The 22,689-nt window shown below is 37.3% G+C and carries 19 protein-coding genes; 12 read left to right on the plus strand and 7 right to left on the minus strand.

Annotated features, from left to right (window positions below):
• Window positions 1–2: 2 nt before the first annotated feature.
• On the minus strand, window positions 3–1,586 hold the full coding sequence (locus tag ACFEMA_RS01945) for a choice-of-anchor B family protein (protein WP_411766274.1): 1,584 nt from the start codon (window positions 1,584–1,586) through the stop codon (window positions 3–5).
• Between the two features lie 111 nt (window positions 1,587–1,697).
• On the opposite strand from ACFEMA_RS01945, the gene thiL reads away from it, so the two are divergent.
• Window positions 1,698–2,750, plus strand: coding sequence for a thiamine-phosphate kinase (gene thiL / locus ACFEMA_RS01950; RefSeq protein ID WP_411766275.1), 1,053 nt, complete (start codon window positions 1,698–1,700; stop codon window positions 2,748–2,750).
• Between the two features lie 312 nt (window positions 2,751–3,062).
• On the opposite strand, the gene ACFEMA_RS01955 is transcribed toward thiL, so the two are convergent.
• Window positions 3,063–3,326 (minus strand): hypothetical protein, encoded by a 264-nt coding sequence (locus ACFEMA_RS01955; RefSeq protein ID WP_411766277.1) that lies wholly within the window; start codon window positions 3,324–3,326, stop codon window positions 3,063–3,065.
• A gap of 63 nt (window positions 3,327–3,389) precedes the next feature.
• Window positions 3,390–4,163, minus strand: coding sequence for an alpha/beta fold hydrolase (locus tag ACFEMA_RS01960; protein WP_411766279.1), 774 nt, complete (start codon window positions 4,161–4,163; stop codon window positions 3,390–3,392).
• A 92-nt stretch (window positions 4,164–4,255) separates the two neighbouring features.
• On the opposite strand from ACFEMA_RS01960, the gene brnQ reads away from it, so the two are divergent.
• Together brnQ and ACFEMA_RS01970 are read left to right on the plus strand one after the other, a co-directional pair.
• Entirely contained in the window at window positions 4,256–5,551 is a 1,296-nt protein-coding gene (brnQ, locus tag ACFEMA_RS01965; RefSeq protein WP_411766280.1) for a branched-chain amino acid transport system II carrier protein, read from the plus strand.
• Window position 5,552: 1 nt separating this feature from the next.
• Window positions 5,553–6,257 (plus strand): DNA adenine methylase, encoded by a 705-nt coding sequence (locus tag ACFEMA_RS01970; RefSeq protein ID WP_411766281.1) that lies wholly within the window; start codon window positions 5,553–5,555, stop codon window positions 6,255–6,257.
• 164 nt (window positions 6,258–6,421) lie between these two features.
• Here the strand turns inward: ACFEMA_RS01970 and ACFEMA_RS01975 are convergent, their stop codons facing one another.
• Window positions 6,422–7,075, minus strand: a complete 654-nt coding sequence (locus ACFEMA_RS01975) for a hypothetical protein (protein ID WP_411766282.1) — start codon at window positions 7,073–7,075, stop codon at window positions 6,422–6,424.
• Between the two features lie 220 nt (window positions 7,076–7,295).
• Here ACFEMA_RS01975 and ACFEMA_RS01980 point away from each other — a divergent pair, with 220 nt between their 5' ends.
• The 3 genes from ACFEMA_RS01980 to ACFEMA_RS01990 all read left to right on the plus strand — a co-directional run bounded on the left by ACFEMA_RS01980 (window position 7,296) and on the right by ACFEMA_RS01990 (window position 9,435).
• A complete protein-coding gene (locus tag ACFEMA_RS01980) occupies window positions 7,296–8,627 on the plus strand; it encodes an aspartate kinase (RefSeq protein WP_411766283.1) in 1,332 nt (443 codons plus the stop codon).
• 68 nt (window positions 8,628–8,695) lie between these two features.
• Window positions 8,696–8,965 carry a helix-turn-helix domain-containing protein gene (locus ACFEMA_RS01985; protein ID WP_411766284.1) on the plus strand — a complete coding sequence of 90 codons (270 nt, stop codon included), beginning with the start codon at window positions 8,696–8,698 and terminating at the stop codon, window positions 8,963–8,965.
• Window positions 8,965–9,435, plus strand: a complete 471-nt coding sequence (locus ACFEMA_RS01990) for a hypothetical protein (protein ID WP_411766285.1) — start codon at window positions 8,965–8,967, stop codon at window positions 9,433–9,435. Before ACFEMA_RS01985 ends, ACFEMA_RS01990 begins: the two co-directional genes overlap by 1 nt.
• A 51-nt stretch (window positions 9,436–9,486) precedes the next feature.
• On the opposite strand, the gene ACFEMA_RS01995 is transcribed toward ACFEMA_RS01990, so the two are convergent.
• The 3 genes from ACFEMA_RS01995 to ACFEMA_RS02005 all read right to left on the minus strand — a co-directional run bounded on the left by ACFEMA_RS01995 (window position 9,487) and on the right by ACFEMA_RS02005 (window position 12,443).
• Entirely contained in the window at window positions 9,487–10,278 is a 792-nt protein-coding gene (locus ACFEMA_RS01995; protein WP_411766286.1) for a nucleotidyl transferase AbiEii/AbiGii toxin family protein, read from the minus strand.
• Window positions 10,275–11,066, minus strand: coding sequence for a type IV toxin-antitoxin system AbiEi family antitoxin domain-containing protein (locus ACFEMA_RS02000; RefSeq protein WP_411766288.1), 792 nt, complete (start codon window positions 11,064–11,066; stop codon window positions 10,275–10,277). Before ACFEMA_RS02000 ends, ACFEMA_RS01995 begins: the two co-directional genes overlap by 4 nt.
• Before the next feature lie 84 nt (window positions 11,067–11,150).
• Window positions 11,151–12,443: an aminopeptidase P family protein gene (locus ACFEMA_RS02005; protein ID WP_411766289.1), complete on the minus strand. Its 1,293-nt coding sequence runs from the start codon at window positions 12,441–12,443 to the stop codon at window positions 11,151–11,153.
• Between the two features lie 425 nt (window positions 12,444–12,868).
• On the opposite strand from ACFEMA_RS02005, the gene ACFEMA_RS02010 reads away from it, so the two are divergent.
• The 6 genes from ACFEMA_RS02010 to ACFEMA_RS02035 all read left to right on the plus strand — a co-directional run bounded on the left by ACFEMA_RS02010 (window position 12,869) and on the right by ACFEMA_RS02035 (window position 22,681).
• On the plus strand, window positions 12,869–14,656 hold the full coding sequence (locus tag ACFEMA_RS02010) for a T9SS type A sorting domain-containing protein (RefSeq protein WP_411766290.1): 1,788 nt from the start codon (window positions 12,869–12,871) through the stop codon (window positions 14,654–14,656).
• A 133-nt stretch (window positions 14,657–14,789) separates the two neighbouring features.
• Window positions 14,790–17,630, plus strand: coding sequence for a WD40/YVTN/BNR-like repeat-containing protein (locus tag ACFEMA_RS02015; protein WP_411766291.1), 2,841 nt, complete (start codon window positions 14,790–14,792; stop codon window positions 17,628–17,630).
• 43 nt (window positions 17,631–17,673) lie between these two features.
• Window positions 17,674–18,540, plus strand: coding sequence for a hypothetical protein (locus ACFEMA_RS02020; RefSeq protein ID WP_411766292.1), 867 nt, complete (start codon window positions 17,674–17,676; stop codon window positions 18,538–18,540).
• Between the two features lie 118 nt (window positions 18,541–18,658).
• On the plus strand, window positions 18,659–19,894 hold the full coding sequence (locus ACFEMA_RS02025; protein WP_411766293.1) for a hypothetical protein: 1,236 nt from the start codon (window positions 18,659–18,661) through the stop codon (window positions 19,892–19,894).
• Between the two features lie 100 nt (window positions 19,895–19,994).
• Entirely contained in the window at window positions 19,995–20,672 is a 678-nt protein-coding gene (locus ACFEMA_RS02030) for a succinate dehydrogenase cytochrome b subunit (RefSeq protein ID WP_411766294.1), read from the plus strand.
• A gap of 11 nt (window positions 20,673–20,683) precedes the next feature.
• Window positions 20,684–22,681 (plus strand): fumarate reductase/succinate dehydrogenase flavoprotein subunit, encoded by a 1,998-nt coding sequence (locus ACFEMA_RS02035; RefSeq protein ID WP_411766296.1) that lies wholly within the window; start codon window positions 20,684–20,686, stop codon window positions 22,679–22,681.
• Window positions 22,682–22,689: the final 8 nt, after the last annotated feature.

Genomic DNA, 22,689 nt, shown 5'->3' on the forward strand with positions numbered 1-22,689 from the left:
AGTTATTCGCTTTTTCGCACTATAAAAAGGCCTCCTTCTATATCGCTTATAATAATGTTACCACTTGCAAAATAAGGATAGACACTCCATGTGCCATTGAAGTTTGCACTATTACTAGATGGGAAGGTATCTATAAAATGAGTTTCTGTCATCGAGTTAGTAGCCGCAGCAATATTCGAGATATCTAAAATTCGCATACCCGCTCTATAATTTGCAAGGTAGTACTCGTTTCCTAATACATATCCATTATGGTCAATAGCAGCCGTAGGTCCTGTGTAGGTGGACGACAATGAAGGGTTGTCTAAATCTGTAAAATCAAAGACCAATGTTTTGGTATTAAAACCAAAGCCAGTCTCATCGAGTTCGTCCCCTAATATAAAATAAGCCTGGTCTTCCGTAAACCACCCTTGATGCGCATATGCTGTTTGTGGATAGGTAAAGTCACTTATCGGAACGACATTAGATTTATCCGTAACATCTAATATGACGACTCGATCTGAATTTCCATTGCTTCCTACATAGATTTCTTTACCTGTGTAATCCGAGTCTGGACCGTTATACGTTATAACCTGTGCATCGTGAGAATAGCCTCCCGCTGTATAATCCCCTAAAAATGTTGGACTCAAGGGGTTGGAAATATCTATAAAAATTGGGCCTCCGCCATTTGTGGAACTACAACCTACTAAGTAAGCAACTGCTTCAGATTCATTAATCACAATGTTATGGCAACTTCCTACTCCATTATAAACTGCATCGGATGAAAAAGACTGTTCTGACGTCAGACCTCTGAGTTTGGTTAAATCAAACACCTGCATGCCATGTGGACCAACACCATCCGCAACTATAAACGCATAGTCATTATAAACTTTAACATCTCGCCAAACATTTGATGATGAATTAGAATTTAATCGACCGAGAAAAATAGGATTCAATGGGTCTGTTACATTGACAAAGGCAGTGCTATTACTTAAGGCAATTAAAGCATATTCGTCACCCGTTGAAGTGTCAGTCCAACCCCAAATATCACTTCCTTCTACTGAAGGGTTTCCGCCTAAAGTATCAATATTAATTATAGATAGTACATCTAAACCATCACATGGATAAGGCCCGGCTAAACCACCAACACATCTAAATAAAGGTTCAGTATTACCAGTAGCTGTTTCGTCACACACATTACCTACTCCATCATTGTCATCATCAGCTTGGTCTGCATTTGGGATCAATGGACAGTTATCATCTTCATCTAAAACACCATCGCCATCATCATCGTCATCACAAGCGTCCCCAACACCGTCATTATCAGTATCTAATTGATTAGCGTTAGATGTTAAAGGACAGTTGTCACTAACATCTGGTTCTCCATCATTATCATCATCGTCATCACAGACATCGCCAATGCCGTCTCCATCCGTATCAAATTGATCAGGGTTTGGAACGTTAGGGCAATTGTCAGCAGCATCTTCTCTACCATCACTATCAGTATCTACAACTGTTGGGGGCGTTGGTTCATCGTCATCACCACAGTTTAACATGGTTAAGAATGTACCTAAAGTTAAGATTAGTATTAGGGATTTAGAGAATTTCATAGGTTCAGTTTTTTGCAATTTACTTCAAATTTGGGATTTTCAGGGTACTATAAAACGAAATAACACAATAAAAGTATGCGATAATTATAAAAAGCACAATATTTTTGCAGCATGATAGAAGATAAGAACCCTCAACGGACCCCTTTGAGTGAACTCGGTGAGTTTAAGTTAATTGAACATTTAACGGAACGTTTTGAAATCACTCAAAAATCTACGATTAAAAGTATCGGTGATGATGCCGCAGTTTTAGATTTTAAAAAGAATCAGGTTGTATTGACTACAGATATGTTAGTTGAAGGGGTGCATTTTGATTTAAGTTACGTGCCTTTAAAACATCTAGGCTATAAGGCAATTATGGTTAATCTTTCGGATGTTTGTGCCATGAACGCCACTCCGACTCAAGTTACCGTTTCTATCGCAGTTTCTAATCGTTTTCCTTTGGAAGCTTTAGAAGAATTGTACGCTGGCATTCAACATGCAGCAAAAATTTATAATATCGACGTTGTTGGTGGTGACACAACGTCTTCAACCTCTGGACTTATTATTTCAGTAACAGCAGTTGGAGAGGTTGAGAGCGAATCTGTTGTTTACAGAGATGGTGCTAAACCAAACGACTTATTGGTGGTTACTGGTGATTTGGGTGGTGCTTATATGGGGCTTCAAGTTCTTGAACGCGAAAAAGAAGTGTTTAAAGTCAACCCAAATAATCAACCAGATTTATCGATGTACACCTACATTGTTGAGCGACAATTAAAACCTGAAGCCAGAAAAGATATTGTTGCTTTACTAAAAGATTTAAAAGTAAAGCCAACAAGTATGATTGATATAAGTGATGGCTTATCTTCCGAAATTCTTCATTTATGTAAACACAGCAAAGTAGGCTGTGATTTGTATGAGAATAAAATACCATTAGATCCCCAGGTGATTTCAACGTGTGAAGAGTTTAATATCGATAGTACAACGATTGCTCTAAATGGTGGAGAGGATTATGAATTATTGATGACCATTTCACAAGATGATTTTCCAAAAATAAAAGGCAACCCTAATTTAACCGTTATTGGGTATATGACAGAAGAGAGTAAGGGTGCTCATTTGGTTACGCGGGCGGAAACTAAAATTCCAATCATTGCAAAAGGCTGGAAGAGCTTTAATGAGAATGACTAAGTTCTTTTTTCTTCTCCTTCCTTTTTTTGAAGAAATCTTCTAAAGTAGAATTAATATCTTTTCTCTTTTTGGTCAATTTAATTAAATGACCAAGACTATTTATAGTGGCACGATTTTTACAACGTGCACATTCATATTCTTTTACGTAATCTGTAATGTGTTTGGTAATCTTGTATTGGTGTCCAAAGGTGGAGCAAAGTATATGCTTCATGTAGTGCTATTAATTGTTTTTGGGGTTTTACAACTGATAGTATAACATAAAATATGAAAGAGAAAAATTTATTATGTTAAGATACTCTTATTCTAAAAAAATTAAGCTGCAGAAGTGGAGAAGCGCCTTTGTTTCATTCTTGATAGCTTATTGCTGTAGATACGCGCCAAAACAGAATTAATATCTTTAAACTTGGGCGTCAGTTCAGTTAGGCGGCCATTACTATCGGTAGTTAATTCCTTTTTACAACACTTGCATGTATATTCCTTAACATGATAGGTCACCTGTTTGGACATCTCGTACTTATGACCGAAGACGTCACATAACAGTTTATTTGGCTTAAGAGGTTGTGTAGAGTTTTTCATAATCTCTAGGTTTAGTCCTTAAACTTATTTAAAATAAATGAAAATACAAGTTTTTATGCTTAATTATTCGATGAAATGATTTATTATGTAAGATAATTCTGATTTATTTTCAATATGACTCATGTGACCCTCGGAAACCTCTTCGTATTTAACATCGGTTTCTGAGAGATTTTCTCTCATGGATTCGCCATTAATTACGGGGTCTTTAAGACCATAAATAATAAGTTTTTTTGCTTTTAGTGCTTCTAAAGCCTTTAATCGATTGGGTCTTAATTTCATGCCTTCCTGTGCAGCGATATAACCTTGAGGAGATGTTTTTAGTGCTTCGGACAATGCTTTTTCGTATTCAGTCTTGTGCTTTAATTTACTTTCTGGGGCAAATAAATTGGCGAAGGACATTTTCACTAAATTTTCAAAATTGGTTTGGGCCATTTTGTTTGCGCGCGTTCTTAGTAATTTTCTTTCCTTGTTGTCAGCTTCAAATGTTGAATTCATCAAACAAAGACCTCTAAATACTTCAGGATGGGTCTCGGCCAAAGCCAAAGCCACATAACCGCCCATGGAATGACCAATCATAAAAGCCGATTCAATTTTAAGGTGTTTCAAAACAAAATATACCATCTCAGCCATATCTTCCATCGTATGGATATATCCAAAATTGTCTGTTTTGCCATGGCCAGGAAGGTCTATACATACAAAACGATACGTTGAGGGTAGTGCTTCAATAAGAGTATGCCACATGCTACTGTTTTCCAAAAAGCCATGAAGAAAAACAACAGGAATCCCGTTTTTAGAATCAGTGAAATAAACCTTACTATTTTTATACGCTATAGTCATTAGAACAAAGATAAAATTTAGGTTTTGGTAGGGCTTACTTCATTAGTACATTTTACTATATTTGGTGCTTATCTACAATAAAAAACACAATAGTGTATAAAAGAAAAGAACTCCTAGTCACCAGTTTTGCTTTGTTTTCATTATTCTTTGGGGCTGGGAATTTATTGTTGCCACCTCTTTTAGGATACACTGCTGGTGAAGATTGGCTTTGGGTTTCCATAGGGTTTATGGTTACGGCTGTGCTTATTCCTATTATAGGAATTTTAGCCCATGCCAAATTACAGGGCACCATGTTCGATTTTGCCAAGAAGGTGTCCCCGACATTCAGTTATGTCTATTGTATTTTAGTGTATGTGATTTCGGCAGCAATTCCGTCTCCCAGAACAGCTTCTGCAACACATGAGATTGCTATTCATCCTGCCTTTGGAACAAGTCCATTGTTAACGAGCCTTATTTATTTCGCGTTGGTTTTGGTCTTCGTCTTAAATCGTTCTAAAATTTTAAGTCTTATCGGAAAGTTTTTGACCCCGTTGATTGTCATTATGCTTTTAATGGTTATAAGTATTGGCTTATACTCCAGTAGTTTGCCTAATTCCCCAACTCTAGAGGTGCCATTGGTTAGTGGCTTATTGGAAGGTTACCAAACGTTTGATGCTATTGGCGCAGTCGTCGTAGGTGCGGTAATAATAGTATCACTGAACTTTAAAAATGTTTCTGTAGACGCTTTTGATGCCAAACGAGCTTTAATTAGACGCGCAGGCTTTATCGCAGGGTTTGGTCTTTTTGTAATCTACGCCGGATTAATTTCGGTTGGGGCCTACTACGGTACAGAAATCAATATCGACGACACATTAAGTAGCGATATGCAACGTGCTAATTTATTGAGAGGCATTAGTATTTCGGCTTTAGGGACGTTTGGAAATACGGTGCTGAGTATTCTTATCTCATTAGCTTGTTTTACCACAGCCATTGGTATTGTGGCTGGTACCGCCGATTATTTTAAAGGCTTATTGGGCAACTCGCAAACCGTATTTGTTGTAACGGCTATTATTGCATCTGTATTAGGTGTGGTTGTAGGTCAGTTAGATTTTGGCACCATCATTATGGTCGCTTTACCGATACTGATGTTCATTTATCCTATAACAATTGTATTGATATTGCTCAACGTGGTCCCAGACAGGTATGCTACTAAACTAGTGTTTAGAGCAGTAGTTATCACTACGTTTATGTTCAGTTTACCAGATGTCCTCAGTTTTTTGGTTCCTCCTGAAACGATTCAACCCATTGTGGCTATTATTCCATTGGCAAAGTATAATTTGGGTTGGGTAATTCCTGCGTTTACCGTTTTTCTAGCTACGTTATTTTTACAACGTTTAAACAGGAAGTAAAATGAAGTACATGGGAAGCAAAGCGCGCTTTGCCAAAGATTTATTGCCGATACTATTGAAGGATAGAAAACAGGGGCAGGCCTATGTAGAACCTTTTGCTGGTGGTATGAACATGATTGACAAAGTAGATGGATTACGAATTGCCAATGACCAGCACGAAGAATTAATGGCAATGTGGCATGCTTTAATCTATGAACATTGGGATCCACCGAAATCCGTAAGTGAGACAGAATATAAGGCGATAAAATACCACCAAGACGATTATCCGAAACATCTTGTGGGTTATGTGGGCTTCAATTCGTTTGGCGGCAAATGGTTTGCAGGCTATCGACGAGATAAGGAAGGCAAGCGCGATTATTGGTCCGAGCATTACCGAAATATCACAAAGCAAGTCCCCAAACTAAAAGGAGTTGAGCTGTCTTGTAAATCCTATTTAGAATTAGAAATACCAGCTAATAGCATCGTGTATTGCGATCCGCCCTACGCATCAACAACAAAATATAAAGACGACTTTGACCACGAGCAATTCTGGCAATGGTGCAGGGAAAAATCTAAGGATGGACAAACCGTTTTTATAAGTGAGTATGCTGCTCCAAATGATTTTAAATGCATTTGGGAAAAAGGAGCAAAAACGACCTTTTCTTGGCATGCAGAGAATTTGTCACCTAAAGAAAGTATCGAGCGGTTGTTTGTATATAAGCAATAACTCTTATAGAAAAACACCCCTAAAGTCCCAATTAAAATACTAAGAGAAAACAAAGGTGCAATAGATTTTGTTTAAAGTCATTAATCTTCAACTTTTCTGATTGGCTGATTACAACAATTGTCCCCTTGAGGGGACTTTAGGGGTGAAAAAAAGTACTCAATAATTTAATTGTTATTCAAATTCTTAATCGCAGAAAAGGCCTGATCCACTAAATGATTTTCAACAAGAACAGTAAACTCATTAGTCGTAGATATCACCTCGTAGAGTGCAATCCCTTCCCAAGCAAAACGCTTAAAAATTTGATAATACAATCCAGAAATCTTAGAGTTGTTTTCTGGTAATCGAATGCTGATGGCCGATAAATTATCTTGCGAGCCAATCATCGTTTCTGCCTTAAAATTATCTATGACCTTTTGCCTTTCGGAGGTCGAAACCACAATATTACTTTCATAAATTCCCCTAGAGAATCCATAAAACGCCTTTGGATTAAAATTTTCAAGAACCTTAGCATGACTTTTAACCAAGGTGTCCGAATTCTGAAATGTAAAGTCTTCCAAATTAGAACGAACGGTAATATCGCCCAGTTGGTTTAAAACACCTTTAAGTTTTTGAGACTGGCGCAAATGTGTAGGTGGATTATACCGACGCAAGGCCATCATTATGGCACCTGTTTTTACAGGCTTTCTAAGCATTTTGCTTATGGGCTGTTGCAATTCTTCGGATAACGCCGAAAAATTAATGATCTGCCTAAAAAGGGCTTCTTCTAAAAAGGGCTGTGTAATGAGTATTTCCTCAACACAAGAGGCTATGGTTTTCATTTTACTAGTTAATTTTTGTTAATGCTTATGGACATTGAGGTCTTACACAGAGTTTATCGAAGTGCTCTCGAAATGTCTAGTATTTCCTATCGTAACTTCGAGAACCTCAGCAATCACTTGTTATTTAATTAACAATCTGTGCAAAAATAAACTAATTCTTTTATTTATTAGGTGTTGGCCTTAAAGCTCACTTATTTTTGCGTCCTAAAATGTTTTAATCATGTTAGTATATAAGTTTGGCGGCACATCGGTTGGTTCAGTAATAAACATGAACCATGTTAAGGATATTATTACAGCAGACAATGAACAAAAAATTGTAGTGCTATCTGCCATGTCTGGCACCACCAATGCTTTGGTTGAAATCTCTGGGCTTATGGAACAAGGAAAGACCAACCAGGCTATAGAACAGATTCGTCAGTTGAATGAATCCTACAATGCTACAGTTTACGATTTACTGCAAAACGAAGACCCACGTAAAGCCGTGAGTGCTTATGTCAACAGGTCTTTTAAATTGGTATTAGACCTTGTCAACGAGCCCTTCACACAAACTATAAATAATACTGTACTGGCTACGGGGGAATTGCTATCCACGTATATGTTTAGCAGATTATTACAGCAAGAAGGAATTAATGCTGTGTTGCTCCCTGCACTAGAATTTATGCGTATTGACCGAAGTCATGAGCCAGATAATTTCTACATACAACAAAATCTAACACGATTGTTAGAGGCAACTCCAGATGCCGATATGTACATCACCCAAGGTTTTATCTGTCTCGATGCCGAAGGACAAATAACGAACCTACAACGTGGCGGAAGTGATTATACAGCGACCATTCTTGGTGCAGCAGTCCAAGCCAAAGAAGTACAGATTTGGACAGATATTGACGGCTTCCACAATAACGATCCTCGTTATGTTAACGATACACAAGCGCTGTCGCATTTATCTTATGATGAAGCTGCTGAGCTCGCTTATTTTGGTGCCAAGATTTTGCATCCACAAACCGTAATGCCAGTGCGCAGTTTAGATATTCCACTACGACTAAAAAACACCATGGCACCAGAGGCTCATGGCACATTAATCACTAACCAAGTAAATGGTGAAGGTATTAAGGCTATAGCCGCAAAGGATGGCATTACAGCCATAAAAATAAAGTCGGTACGTATGCTATTGGCGCATGGCTTTTTAAAGAAGGTATTTGAAATTTTTGAGCGTTATGAAACGTCCATTGATATGATTACCACCTCCGAAATTGCCGTATCCTTAACCATTGACGATACCACAAACCTGGAAGCCATTACAGCAGAATTACAAGAATTTGCTACCGTTGAGGTGGATGATTACATGAGTATTGTCTGTTTGGTAGGCCATCATATCATTTACCACCCAGATACGCCAGAACTCTTCCAGGTGCTACAAGATGTGAATGTGCGTATGATTGCCTATGGTGGTAGTAATAACAATATCTCCCTTTTGGTCAATACCAGTGATAAGCTGGAGAGTTTGCAGAAGTTACAGCGGTATGTTTTTGAGAAGAGTATGGTAAAGATGTAAATTTCTTATCTCAATATTGATACTTATTGTATGTTGAATGCCGCATACAATAAGTATAGTTTTGATTTATGATAAATCAATTCATACTTCAAGAATTTGGTAACCGAGTTCGACATCTAAGAACTAAGGCAGGACTAAGTCAAGAGAAACTATCTTTTTTAACAGGTTTTCATAGGACATATATTGGAATGATTGAGAGAGGTGAACGAAATATTTCACTTACTAATATTTTAGTTTTTGCTAAAGCTTTTGAAATCGATGTTTCTGAATTACTTGATTTTAAGAATCAGAATCCAAAACTTAGTTTCAATGATTACCAAATAAAAACAAGCCAATAATGTCAAGAAAGGATTCTTTTAAATTGACATTATCAAATAATGCTACGGAAAAGCAAGGCATAAACTACCTTATTGAAGAGCAAACAGGCTTTTTTAAAATAGATAAGGACATGAAGAAGGAACTATTGGATAGAGTTAATATTCCATATAGTTACTTACAGTCTTTTGACATGGTTTATATACCAAAACTGAAAGGGATAATTTTTGAGAAAGGTTACATAGAAACTCATTTGGATGAAATTCTCTTTGTTGAATTAAAAACAACCAAAAAATATTTACCTGAAAACCCAAAAGGATTCTTTTTTGGAGCAACTGAAAATGAATTCAATTTTGGAAAACTGTTAGGTGATAAATTTAGATTTTGCTTTGTTTGTTTAAACGAAAAGTCCCCTTCTTATTCAATGTTAACAATAGAAGAACTTGAAAAAATTATAAGAAATAAAAGAATTCAATTCCAAATTAACCTATAGGTCTTAAGCATTCATAATCTCCTCAATCCCCAAAATACAATATTAATAAAACTACATCCTACTAACCACCTCAGATTTCAACCAACTAAAAGCTTCCTCTTGGATATATGTAATTTCGGGTCTTAAAAGCGCTTCCATATCGCCAATAAAATCTGGGTTTTGCTCTTTTTGTTCCATATTTAATAGAAACTCTTTTTGGCTTGGTGGTCTGTTACCTGTTGAGAATTCTGTATAGACTTTAAAGCAGTGTATTATCTCGTCTATATCAATCTTTATGTTTCGTCTTGAGTAATCTAAATCAAACAAATCGCGTCCTTTGCTCCGTTGGTACAAAGCCCTTAACTTTGTGCCCAAAAGTTCGTTGATGCTATAGGTTCTAATATTTGCACTACCAGTAAACCATTCACTTTCCACCTTAAAAGGAAAACTTACCCAATCCAATACATTAAAATGTTCCTTACAGTTAATTTCTAATTTTAGACGTAGCGGAATGCCTTCGTATTCTGAGGTAAACCTGTACAATGCTTTTGCGCCATGGCCTTTAACTTGGGTGCGTCTTGGCTGGTCAATAAAAGTAATGACTTCACCTAACCGTTTCATAATAGGTTTTATAGGTCCTGGTTTTATCTGTACCAAATCAATATCTTCAGAATAGCGTGGAGCAGGATTGAGGTAGAGCTTATGTAAAGCAGTTCCGCCTCTAAACGCCAAATGTTTATTAAGAAAATCATTAGAAAAAATGGCAACCAAAGCTCTGCTAATCACCAAATCTTGCTCTACTTGGGCAAATTCTTTCCAAGGAGCTTGGGATTGCCATTTCGCTATAAAAGGCTTGGGAATCATAAGTCGCTTTCTAATTTAATATTAACGTCCACCTTCCAAATAGTATCTACAGCTCCTGCTTTTTGTTGCGATCTAGGCGAAAGCAACACAGGGTAATACGGTTTTTCCCTAAGATGCTCTATTATAGGTTGTGTGATTTGTGCATCCGCTCCCAACTCATCCAATAAAAACCCAAATCGTTGTAAGGTGCTTTTATAAGGATACCAACGTAAAACATTTTCAACATCTGTTAAAGTGATGGCTTCTAACAGCTCTTCTAAAACAGCTAACATTCTATTAAGACCACCCAATTTAGTTTGGTGATGGATAAGGTCTATGGCTGTTAACGCAGGACTTGAAATATTAAAAAAACCAGCGTCTCCTGTTTTTTTTATGATGTTGTTTTTTGGCCACTTTGAAGTTGTGATAAAGTTAATATGAACATTGTCTTTTTTAGTATTGTAAAGCTTGGGCTGTTCTATCATTACATAATCACTTTGGATTTGTTGATGACTCGCACCATGAAATTTTGCTGCGGTGTAGAATCCGAGATAATAATCTCTATTGAGGTACTTGAAAAGTTTTTCGGCATAAAGTTGAATAGGAACTTTTCCAGATGTTGAATAGCGAGGAGGAATTATAAGATAGAAACCTTTTCTAAGACTTATTATATCTCCTTTTTTAACATGTCTTGAGAGTTCTCTTGTAATGGCAACTTCACTTTTATCACTATTTGATTGGAGTTCATCTAACGAGAATGCATATTCTTCGTAGGATAAGCGTTGATTTATATAATCAGATAAGGTCATAATCTTAGTAATAATTTGAGAAAGATACCGAAATTAGGTAATAATCTCAAATTATTACTAAGATTTTATTGATTATGATAAAACTCAAGAATTCATAATCTCCTCAATCTCTTCAACTTCAATTGGGATATTACGCATCAAATTAAATGGCTCACCAGACTCTTGGATTACGACATCATCTTCTAAACGGATACCAAAACCTTCGTCTGGGATATAAATACCAGGCTCAACGGTAAAGACCATATTGGCTTGCATCGGTTCGTGTAGTAAACCATAATCGTGCGTGTCTAAACCAATATGGTGAGACGTGCCATGCATAAAGTATTTTTTGTATGCTGGCCAATCTGGGTTTTCGTTTTGGACATCGGCTTTATCTAGTAATCCTAAACCTAGAAGTTCTGAGGTCATCAGTTTACCAACCTCTACATGGTATTGCTCCCAATACGCACCAGGAATCAACATTTTGGTCGCTTCGTCCTTTACACGATTGACTGCGTTATACACTTCTTTTTGACGATCGGTGAATTTTCCCGAAACAGGAATCGTACGACTCATATCACTTGAGTAGTTGACGTATTCTGCACCAGCATCAATTAATATTAAATCGCCAGCTTTACATTGTTGGTTGTTTTCAATATAGTGTAACACGTTGGCATTGTTTCCAGAAGCGATAATCGGAGTATAGGCAAACCCTTTAGAGCGGTTGTTGAGGAACTCGTGCATAAATTCGGCTTCGAGATTGTATTCCCAAACACCAGGTTTTGTAAATTTTAAGATACGACGAAAGGCTTTTTCGGTAATATCGCAAGCCTGTTGCATAATCTCTAGTTCTATAGGATCTTTTACAGAACGCAAGCGTTGTAAAATAGGATTGCTTTTAGCGACACTATGTGCAGGATATTTGTCTTTTAATTTCTTCGCAAACCGGGCTTCACGGGTTTCGGTTTCTATACTTGCTCTGTAATGTTCGTTGGTGTTGAGGTACACGGTGTCGCATTGGGTCATCAGTTCAAACAACACTTTTTCCATATCCTTTAACCAATACACGGTTTTAATACCAGAGGTTTCAAAGGCTTTGTCCTTGGTGAGTTTTTCACCTTCCCAAACCGCAATGTGTTCATTGGTTTCTTTTAAAAACAACACCTCACGATGTTTTTCCTTTGGACAATCCGGAAAAATGACCAATACACTTTCTTCCTGGTCCACACCACTGAGATAAAAAATATCGCGATGCTGTGCAAATGGCAAGGTACTGTCTGCACCAGTCGGATAAATATCGTTAGAATTGAATATCGCCAAACTGCTCGGTTGCATAAACTTGGCAAAGTTTTTACGGTTTTTTATAAAGAGACTAGAATCTATTGGAGTGTATTTCATCGAGATAATATTTTGGTATTTGAATTGCTGTAATTTAAACAGCACATCAAATAGTATAAGTTGATTTCAAAAGTAAGAATTCTGAAGGGCACCAAAAAGGGAAATCTTAAAATCTCTGGTGACAGTTATAAACAGTTTTATAGGGAAAGAATTTTAAAACTGAACAGTTTTAGTTTATTGAAAATCAACACCTAATGCGTCGCTTCAGATTAAATCTATTTTTTGAAACATCCAGAGCTACAAAATTGTTCGTATTTAATACTTTTTAAAATTGCTCAATTGAAAAAAGACCACTATTTTCGCCCGACGAAATGCAAAAAATATCGATGAAAATATGAATTTTACTACAAATGAATACATTTCATCGATTAAATACTGATTAATACGATAAAAGACATATATTGCCTGTCCTAAATCTACCGAAAATGAAAAACACTACTTTAGTAAGAAGAGTTTCTACACTCTTCTTCACCCTAACTTTTGCGACATTAGCTTGGTCGCAAGCCGCACTTAAACCTTTAACACTAGACGAACAAGTGAGTCACTCTGATGCCATTGTCGAAGGAAAAGTGATTTCTAAAGCATCGTTTTGGAATGCTGATAGAACTAATATCTATACAGTAAATACTGTAGAGGTGTACAAATCCTTTAAAGGAGAAGTACAGCCTACGATTGAAATTATTACCAGCGGAGGTACAGTCGACTTAGAAATGGAAATAGTGTCTCCAAGTCTAAGTTTGCAAACCAATAGCATTGGTGTGTTCTTTTTAAACAACAGTTCTCAGCAACTACAACGATCATCCACTTTGCCGGCTTACAGGTCACATAGTTCCGTACAGGGTTTTTACCAATACGATATTGAAACGGATAGAGCTGTAAGTGCAGTTGAGCGTATCGATGGAATTACAACAACATTATATCAGGAATTACAGAACAAAACAGGACGTCAATTACAGTCTTTAAATGATTTTAACCCGGATACTAAAAGAGCAAGTATGGCTACCACTAATAGCCGAAGTGCTATAGCGGTTACAAATATCTCTCCTATGGTTGCTACGGCAGGAACAAAAACAACGATTACCATTACTGGTAGCGGTTTTGGAACTGTAATGGGTGACGTCGGGTTTTCAAATTCAGATTATGGCGGAATGCTCTATTATGATGCTTTAGAGTCTCAAATAATGAGTTGGTCAGACACAGAAATTGTTGTTGAGGTACCAGACAAAGCAGGTACTGGAGCGATAAGAATTAGACATGATGATACAAGCACCCAAGTATCGGGTCAGAGCTTAACGGTTGAGTATGCGCATAGTAATGCCGAATACACACCAACACCAGGGACAACCCAATACGCTTATTTTCTGCAACATGTCGATACTGATGGCAATGGCGGGTACGAGTGGCAAATGCAAACGGATTTTGATGCTAACACTGCCGCAAACGACGCGTTTGTTAGATCTTTAGATACATGGAGGTGTAACTCAAAAATCAATTGGACTGTTGGTTCCCCAACGACGGTTGATGTGATTGCCAGTGATGGTGTCAACGTGGTGCGATTTGATAATGGTGCGGAATTGCCAGGTGGAGTCTTAGGACGTTGTACATCGCGTTTCTCAGGTTGTTTTGATGGTAGTGGAGGTATTGATTGGTATGTTACCGAATTAGATATTGCTTTTGATGATACTGCAAACTGGAACTTTAGTACAAGTGCTCCGACAGCAAGTCAATACGATTTCGAAACAGTTTCTGTTCATGAGTTAGGGCATGGTCACCAATTAGGTCATGTTATCGATAGTAACACCATAATGCACTATTCGGTTTCTAATGGTGTGGCAAAACGTAATCTTGATCAAAATGACATTGATGGTGGAAATGAATTGCAAGCCAGAAGTACATCAAGTCAGGTTTGTAGTGAACCATTAATGACCAATTTTGCATCCTGTTCTTTAGGCACTGAGGATAATGTATTGGCTGAGGGCATTTCATTATACCCTAACCCGGCTAGTGACTTTATAAACCTATCGAATAATTCTCCGATAACTATAGAGTCTGTTGAGATTATTGATATTAATGGTAGAATAATTCAATCGATACAATTAGACACAAGCTATGGAGTACAACGTATCTCGGTTAACCAAATGAGATCGGGGATTTACTTTTTTAGAATACAAGGCGAAAATGCTATAGCCACAAAAAAGATAATAATCAATTAATCCAAAAAAATAATAGCGGATAAAAGCAGCTTTCTAAGAAAGCTGCTTTTTTTATGCTGTTAAACTTTCTCAGTCAATTTTGAAGGCGTCCTTTTAATGATTAATTTCATCACATTAAAAACTAACCGTAAAGATGAGATTACAAAACTGTACCCTTGCCCTATTATTTATTTCTTTTTTAGGATTTTCACAACAACCTGCTACTTCTGCTGAAACGATTAAAAATGCTTTGGAACAAAAGCGCCAGATGGCTGAAAATTCCTTAGTAAAAAATGTGCCATTTAAAAATATTGGACCGACGATTATGAGTGGGCGTGTTGTGGATTTAGATGTTAATCCAGACATGCCTTCAGAATTTTACGTGGCCTATGCTTCTGGAGGAGTATGGCATACGGTAAACAATGGAACAACCTTTACACCTATTTTAGATAATTCGGACACTCAAAATGTTGGAGATATTGCTGCGCATTGGCCAACGCGAACCATTTATGTGGGCACGGGTGAAAATAATGCGTCACGTTCGTCTTATGCAGGAATCGGAATATTAAAATCTACAGATAATGGCAAGTCTTGGATAAATGTTGGGCTTTTAGATAGTCATCATATAGGCCGTATTCTAGTTCACCCAGAGAATCCAGATATCGTTGTTGTTGGTGTCACGGGGCACTTATATTCACCTAATACAGAACGAGGTATTTATAAATCCACGGATGGCGGAACAACATGGAATCGAACCCTTTTTGTAGACGACATGAGCGGTATCATTGATTTGCGACATAGCCCAGATAATTACAATATTATGTTCGCGACATCCTGGGCCAAAGACCGTAAAGCATGGAATTTTTCTGGGAATGGGAATAATTCAGCAATCTATAAAAGTACAGATGCAGGTAAAACATGGACTAAAGTTTCAACTGAAGAAAGCGGCTTCCCAATTGGTGAAGGGGTTGGACGTATAGGAGTGGCTATTTACGATGACAATACTATCTATGCCATACACGACAGTCAATTTAGACGACCAGATAATGCTTCGAAAAGCTCAGCAAGCAAAAGGACTTTAACTAAAGATGATTTTAAGTCGATGAGCACTTCAGACTTTTTAGCATTAGAAGATAAAAAATTAAACAATTTTTTAAAGAGCAATAACTTTCAGGAAAAGTACCGTGCCGAGAATGTAAAGCAAATGGTACGTTCAGGTAATGTAAAGCCTATTGATCTGGCTAAATATTTGGAAGATGCCAACTCTATGCTTTTTGATACACCTGTTGTTGGAGCTGAAGTGTATAAAAGTACTGATGGAGGTAAAAGTTGGAAGAAGACTCATGAAGACTTTTTGGATGGTATTTATTTCAGTTACGGCTATTATTTTGGTCACATTCATGTGTCCCCAGCTAATGAAGATCATATTTACATTTACGGCGTTCCAATTTTAAAATCTAAAGATGGAGGAAAAAGTTTTTCTTCTATTTCGGCAGAAAATGTCCATGCGGATCATCATGCACTTTGGATAAACCCCAAAAACCCGAACCACCTCATTAACGGAAATGACGGTGGGGTAAATATTACCTATGACGATGGAGAAAACTGGATTAAAAACAACTCTCCTTCTGTTGGGCAGTTTTATGCTATAAATGTTGACAACGAAAAACCTTATAATGTTTATGGCGGCTTGCAAGATAATGGTGTTTGGAAAGGCGCACATAATGCAAGAGAGGATAAATCGTGGCACCAGCAAGGGCAATACCCTTGGGAATCAATAATGGGTGGTGATGGCATGCAAGTTCAGATTGATAATCGTAATTCTGATATTGTGTATACCGGTTTTCAATTTGGAAATTATTATCGCTTGAATTTAGAAACAGGAGATAGAACCTATATTCAACCAAAGCACACTTTGGGTGAGAATCCTTACCGTTTCAATTGGCAAACTCCTATTTTGTTATCCCCGCACAATCAAGATATCTTATACTTAGGGGGCAATAAACTGATGCGTTCCATGAATCAAGGCAGTGATTGGGAAGCCATTAGCGATGATTTAACAACAGGAGGGAAAAAAGGCAATGTTGCTTATGGCACATTAGCAACAATTAGTGAAAGCCCATTTCAATTTGGGTTAATTTACACCGGAAGCGATGACGGCTTGGTACATGTTACTAAAAATGCAGGTGGCAGTTGGACTAATATATCCAGTGCGTTTCCTAAAGATTTATGGGTCAGTCGTGTGGTCGCTTCAAAACATAAAAAAGAGCGTGTTTATGTAACGCTTAACGGCTACCGATGGGATGATTTTAAGGCGTATGTCTATATGAGCGATAACTATGGACAAACTTGGACGGATATCAGCGGTAATATACCTGCATCACCAGTCAATGTCATTATTGAAGATTCAGAAAATGAAAACATCCTTTACTTAGGAACTGACAATGGAGCCTATGTGTCTTTTGACATGGGTAAAAATTGGGACTTGTTTGTTAAAGACTTGCCGAATGTTGCAGTACATGACATGGTAATTCAACCAAACGCAAAGGATCTTTTGATAGGAACTCACGGCAGAAGTATATATTTGGCAAATGTTGAACCTCTACAAGACTATCAGCCTAACAACAATGCGATAACCTTTTTCGACATAGACCCAATTCGCCATTCTTCTCGTTGGGGAAGCTCATGGAGTCAATGGTTAGAGGCTTACGAACCATCTACAACAATTCAGTTTTATAGTAAGACTTCGGGAGAAAAGACGATTAAAATACTTTCAGAAAATGGATCCGAATTAAATTCAATGAATGTGAATACTGATAAAGGGTTCAATTACATCGATTACAATTTAGAGCTTACTGAAAAAGGAAGAAAAGCTTTGATGAAAGCCGACACGAGTATTGATATCAATAAAGCAAGTAATGGAAAGTACTATTTGCCTAAAGGGAATTATAGTATTGAAATCAATAATAGTAAAGCCAAGCTTGAAATAAAATAGTAAAAATTGAGTTTTACTTAATACGTATAAAATTCAAAAACCTATGAAACCAATTGCTCCACTTTTGTTGTGCTTAATGCTGGTTGTTATTTCTTGTAATTCTAGCGATGACTCAACACCAACAGCAAACCCCAATTTAATTATAAAATTAAAGTTTGACTCTAACCAAGTACGGTTAAATAATTTAGGGCAACCAGCAAGTATTGCACAGGGTAATGCAGCTCAGACCCCAGTTATTCAGCAAATGAGCGCTAATTATATTGAATTTGCACCAACAGCCACTACGCTTCTTGGGCAAGGAGAAATTATTTATGAAGGGCCAGAGACTACGGCTGGTGGGGAATTGGCTATTGATTTTCAAAATGCAATTTTAACTGGGGATAATGGGGTGTTTTTGAGTATTCCTCTAGAAGAAGTGTCTATTGGAGCTTATAATTGGGTGCGTGTTTCCTTATCCTATCAAGAAGGGGATATTATAATACACGAAAATAACACTGATATTACTGGGAGATTGGCCAGCTTTCTAGGGTATAACAACTACATTACATCGTTCAGTTTAAACGGTAGCGAATTCACAGTGAATGATGATGTGTTACAGGGTTTTTGGGCATTTGAAGCATTAGGCTTTACTGCCCAAGGACAAGCTCCAGAAGGTGCTACAACAGTACCTAATCCCTTGTTTGACACCTCTCCAGTACCACAAGGGTCTTGTGTGGTAACAGGGGAATTTGAAAATGGTTTTACCATTACAGGAAATGAAACCAACGACGTTGAAGTAACCTTATCTTTCTCAATCAACAATAGTTTTGAATGGACCGAAGTAAATGTCGACGGTAAATTTGAACCATCAGCGGGGGAACAAGTAGTAGATATGGGTCTTAGAGGACTGATTCCTTCTGTTTCTAACTAGCCAATTGTAAAAAAAGCGTCAAAAATGTAAAACATCTGTTAAAAGAAACTAAAAGCGGAAGCTAGTCGTTATTAGGGTGGCTACATTTGCCCAAACCTAATCAAGACATCAATCAACCATGCTAAAGTACCCCGCTTTCATTGCTTTCTTTTGTTTGTTTTTATCTGCAAACGCTCAAGAAGACACCACACAACAACTTCGAATTTTTTTAGACTGTAATGTTTGTGACAGTAATTATTTGCGTCAAAATCTTGGAAATGTTCAGTTTGTAAGAGATCAAGGCTTAGCTGATGTACACCTGTTTTTTACTACCCAAAGAAATGGTAGTGGAGGGCGAAGTTATGAAGTTGACTTTATTGGAAAGGATGTATTTGAGCTCATTAATTACAAACTGTTGTTTAATACAGATACGAACATGACTGACGATGACGTTAGAAAAAAGATTTTAGAACAACTAAAACTTGGGTTGGTTAGGTTCTGGATTGCAAAAGGGACAATTGACGAAGTTTCTGTTGCTGTACCAACACCAGAGAATGAGGAAAATAAAGTTGAACAAAAAGATCCGTGGAATTTTTGGCTTTTTAGGTTGAGCGCAAGAGGGAGGTTAAATGGACAAGAAACAAATAACTCCAGTAATTTTAATTTCAATTTTTCGGCGAGAAGAGTAACAGCTAAAAACAAATTTTTCTTAAGGGCTGGATTTAGTGAAAATAAAAACACATTCTCTTTCGATGATGAAGAAATCAAAACCATAAATAATAATAAAAGCATTAGTATTAGCGACGTCATAAGCATCAACCAGCATTGGTCTTATGGTTTTTTTGGTGATATAGGTACAACAACATTTAGTAATAGGGATTTGTATTGGGGCTTTAAACCCGCTATTGAGTACGATTTTTTTAAATATGATGAATCCGCCAAAAAGATTCTGACATTATCTTACAGAAACGGTATTGTTTTTAATGACTACATTGAGCGTACCGTTTTTAATGAAACTGAAGAATATCTTTGGGAGCATAACATTGTTTTAGGTGGTGCCATCAATCAAGAATGGGGAAACCTTAATGCAGAAGCTTCTTTTGAACAATATCTCCACGACACCGAATTATATTCAGTAGGATTTTTTCTCGGTGCCAACATTAGAATATTCAAGGGGTTTAATTTCGACATTTTTGGACGTTATAGTATCACCCGAAATCAGGTGACCATTCCGGCCGGGGATGTTTCTTTAGAAGAATTGCTATTGCAGCAGCAACAATTACAATCTGGCTATAATTATTTTGTAAGTGTAGGGTTTAGCTATTCATTCGGGTCCATTTATAATACGGTGGTCAATCCGAGATTCAATTTTTAGATTAAAACCATTCTAAATAATTAATTTAATGTTAGCCATTTTGTAGAAACGTCATTTGCGCCGTACCTTTGTGTAACTAACACATAAGACATTATCTACAATGAGCGGAATTCTAAATTCTTCGGTAGGAAGAAAGTTTGCGATGGCACTTTCAGCTTTTTTCCTAATGGTTTTTTTACTGCAACATTTTGCTATTAATATTTTATCCGTCTTTAGTCCAGATACCTTTAATGAAGTATCTCATTTTATGGGAACATTTTGGGCGGTTCAATATATTTTACAGCCTATTTTAATCTTTGGAGTCATTTTTCATTTTGTAATGGGCTTTATTTTAGAAGCTCGAAACAGAAGTGCCCGTAAAATCAGCTATGCAAAAAATACTGGTGGTGCCAATTCTACTTGGATGAGTAGAAATATGCTATTGAGTGGTTTGGTTATCCTAGCCTTTTTAGTACTTCATTTTATTGATTTCTGGATTCCTGAGATCAATACCAAATACATTCAAGGGGACATGTCGGGTCTTTTAGCAGATGGTGAAGGATACAGATATTATGAAGAATTACACCATAAATTTGAAAGCCCATTAAGAGTTGGTGCTTACGTCTTAGCTTTTGTGCTTCTATGTTTACACTTGCTTCATGGGTTTGGCTCGGCATTTCAGTCTGTAGGGGCAAATAACAAATACACAAAAGGATTAAAAGGCTTTGCAAAAGTATATGCAATCGGAATTCCCTTAGGGTTTGTATTTATTGCGCTTTATCATCATTTTAATCACTAAATCATAGTTCTATGGCTTTAGATTCAAAAATACCAAAAGGTCCTTTAGCAGATAAGTGGACTAATCACAAAAATAATATCAACTTAGTTAATCCAGCTAACAAGCGTCTCATCGATGTCATTGTTGTTGGAACTGGGTTAGCAGGAGGTTCAGCAGCAGCAACTTTAGCAGAGCTTGGATATAATGTAAAGGCATTTTGTTTTCAGGATTCACCAAGACGTGCGCATTCCATTGCAGCACAAGGTGGAATTAACGCGGCAAAAAATTATCAAGGGGATGGTGATTCAACATATCGATTATTTTACGATACTGTTAAAGGTGGAGATTACCGTTCGCGCGAAGCGAATGTGTATCGCTTAGCGGAAGTGTCGGCTAATATTATTGACCAATGTGTGGCGCAAGGCGTCCCTTTTGCCCGGGAGTATGGTGGATTGTTAGACAATCGTTCGTTTGGTGGAGTATTGGTGTCTAGAACATTTTATGCGGCAGGACAAACAGGTCAACAATTACTTTTGGGAGCATATTCTGCTATGAATCGCCAAATTGGACGTGGCAAGATTAAGATGTACAACCGACACGAAATGTTGGATGTTGTTGTTGTCGATGGAAAAGCAAGAGGAATAATAGCCCGAGATTTGGTAACAGGAAAAATTGAAAGGCATTCAGCTCATGCTGTCGTTTTAGGAACAGGCGGTTACGGAAATGTATTTTTCTTATCAACAAATGCTATGGGGAGTAATGTAACAGCAGCATGGAAAGCCCATAAACGTGGGGCTTACTTTGCCAACCCTTGTTATACTCAAATCCATCCGACATGTATACCTGTCTCTGGGGATCACCAATCGAAATTAACACTAATGTCAGAATCCTTGCGGAACGATGGACGAATTTGGGTGCCAAAACATAAAAAAGATGTAGAGGCCATTAGAAATAAAACATTAAAACCAACGGATATAAAAGAAGAGGATCGCGATTATTATTTAGAAAGACGCTACCCTGCCTTCGGAAACTTAGTGCCTCGTGATGTGGCTTCAAGAGCAGCAAAAGAGCGATGTGATGCCGGTTATGGAGTTAATGCTACGGGTGAAGCCGTTTATTTAGACTTTGCTTCAGCATTTATGAGATATGGAAAGGAGCAAGCACACGTAAAAGGTTTAGACGAAAACGATGATGCTTTAATTAAAAAATTAGGGCAAGAGGTTGTTAGAGCTAAGTATGGAAATCTATTCCAGATGTACGAGAAAATCGTCGATGAGAACCCTTATGAAACTCCAATGATGATATATCCAGCGGTTCATTATACCATGGGAGGTGTTTGGGTTGATTACAACCTTCAAACAACTGTTCCTGGCTTATACTGTATTGGTGAAGCTAATTTCTCAGATCATGGCGCAAACCGACTTGGTGCTTCGGCATTAATGCAAGGGTTAGCAGATGGCTATTTTGTGTTGCCTTATACTATAGGAGATTATTTGGCTGATGATATTCGTACCGGAAAAATCCCAACGGATTCAAAAGCATTTGATGAAGCTGAGAGAAACGTTGTTGATACTATTAATCATTTAATCAACAACAACGGAACACACTCTGTAGACCATTTCCATAAGCGTTTAGGAAAAATTATGTGGAATAAATGTGGAATGGCTCGTAATGCAGAAGATTTAAAATCTGCCATCAATGAGATTTCAGAGTTAAGAGCTGAGTTTTGGAAAGATGTAAAAGTGCCAGGAACCAGTGAAGAATATAATGAAGAATTGGCGAAAGCGTTGCGGGTATCAGACTTTTTAGAACTTGGTGAATTATTTGCTAAAGATGCTTTGTTGAGAGAAGAGTCTGCTGGTGGCCATTTTAGGGAAGAATATCAAACCGAAGAAGGTGAGGCTATGCGTAGAAAAGAATTCCAATACGTTTCAGCCTGGGAGTATAAAGGAGAGCCTAAAGATGCAGTTCTTCATAAGGAAGACTTGCAATACGAAAATATAGAAGTTAAAGAAAGAAGTTATAAATAAAAAGCAGC

The sequence above is a fragment of the Winogradskyella sp. A3E31 genome (assembly GCF_046720935.1).
In the GTDB taxonomy this organism is placed as follows: domain Bacteria; phylum Bacteroidota; class Bacteroidia; order Flavobacteriales; family Flavobacteriaceae; genus Winogradskyella.

Bases quoted from the DNA above. Each gene is read 5' to 3' on its own strand.
- ACFEMA_RS02000 (WP_411766288.1), bottom strand. From the start codon at position 11,066: ATGACCTTATCTGATTATATAAATCAACGCTTATCCTACGAAGAATAT.
- ACFEMA_RS02010 (WP_411766290.1), top strand. From the start codon at position 12,869: ATGAAAAACACTACTTTAGTAAGAAGAGTTTCTACACTCTTCTTCACC.
- ACFEMA_RS01990 (WP_411766285.1), top strand. From the start codon at position 8,965: ATGTCAAGAAAGGATTCTTTTAAATTGACATTATCAAATAATGCTACG.
- ACFEMA_RS01995 (WP_411766286.1), bottom strand. From the start codon at position 10,278: ATGATTCCCAAGCCTTTTATAGCGAAATGGCAATCCCAAGCTCCTTGG.
- ACFEMA_RS01980 (WP_411766283.1), top strand. From the start codon at position 7,296: ATGTTAGTATATAAGTTTGGCGGCACATCGGTTGGTTCAGTAATAAAC.
- ACFEMA_RS02035 (WP_411766296.1), top strand. From the start codon at position 20,684: ATGGCTTTAGATTCAAAAATACCAAAAGGTCCTTTAGCAGATAAGTGG.
- thiL (WP_411766275.1), top strand. From the start codon at position 1,698: ATGATAGAAGATAAGAACCCTCAACGGACCCCTTTGAGTGAACTCGGT.
- ACFEMA_RS01960 (WP_411766279.1), bottom strand. From the start codon at position 4,163: ATGACTATAGCGTATAAAAATAGTAAGGTTTATTTCACTGATTCTAAA.
- ACFEMA_RS02030 (WP_411766294.1), top strand. From the start codon at position 19,995: ATGAGCGGAATTCTAAATTCTTCGGTAGGAAGAAAGTTTGCGATGGCA.
- ACFEMA_RS02020 (WP_411766292.1), top strand. From the start codon at position 17,674: ATGAAACCAATTGCTCCACTTTTGTTGTGCTTAATGCTGGTTGTTATT.
- ACFEMA_RS01985 (WP_411766284.1), top strand. From the start codon at position 8,696: ATGATAAATCAATTCATACTTCAAGAATTTGGTAACCGAGTTCGACAT.
- ACFEMA_RS02025 (WP_411766293.1), top strand. From the start codon at position 18,659: ATGCTAAAGTACCCCGCTTTCATTGCTTTCTTTTGTTTGTTTTTATCT.
- ACFEMA_RS02015 (WP_411766291.1), top strand. From the start codon at position 14,790: ATGAGATTACAAAACTGTACCCTTGCCCTATTATTTATTTCTTTTTTA.
- ACFEMA_RS01970 (WP_411766281.1), top strand. From the start codon at position 5,553: ATGAAGTACATGGGAAGCAAAGCGCGCTTTGCCAAAGATTTATTGCCG.
- ACFEMA_RS01955 (WP_411766277.1), bottom strand. From the start codon at position 3,326: ATGAAAAACTCTACACAACCTCTTAAGCCAAATAAACTGTTATGTGAC.
- ACFEMA_RS01945 (WP_411766274.1), bottom strand. From the start codon at position 1,586: ATGAAATTCTCTAAATCCCTAATACTAATCTTAACTTTAGGTACATTC.
- ACFEMA_RS01975 (WP_411766282.1), bottom strand. From the start codon at position 7,075: ATGAAAACCATAGCCTCTTGTGTTGAGGAAATACTCATTACACAGCCC.
- ACFEMA_RS02005 (WP_411766289.1), bottom strand. From the start codon at position 12,443: ATGAAATACACTCCAATAGATTCTAGTCTCTTTATAAAAAACCGTAAA.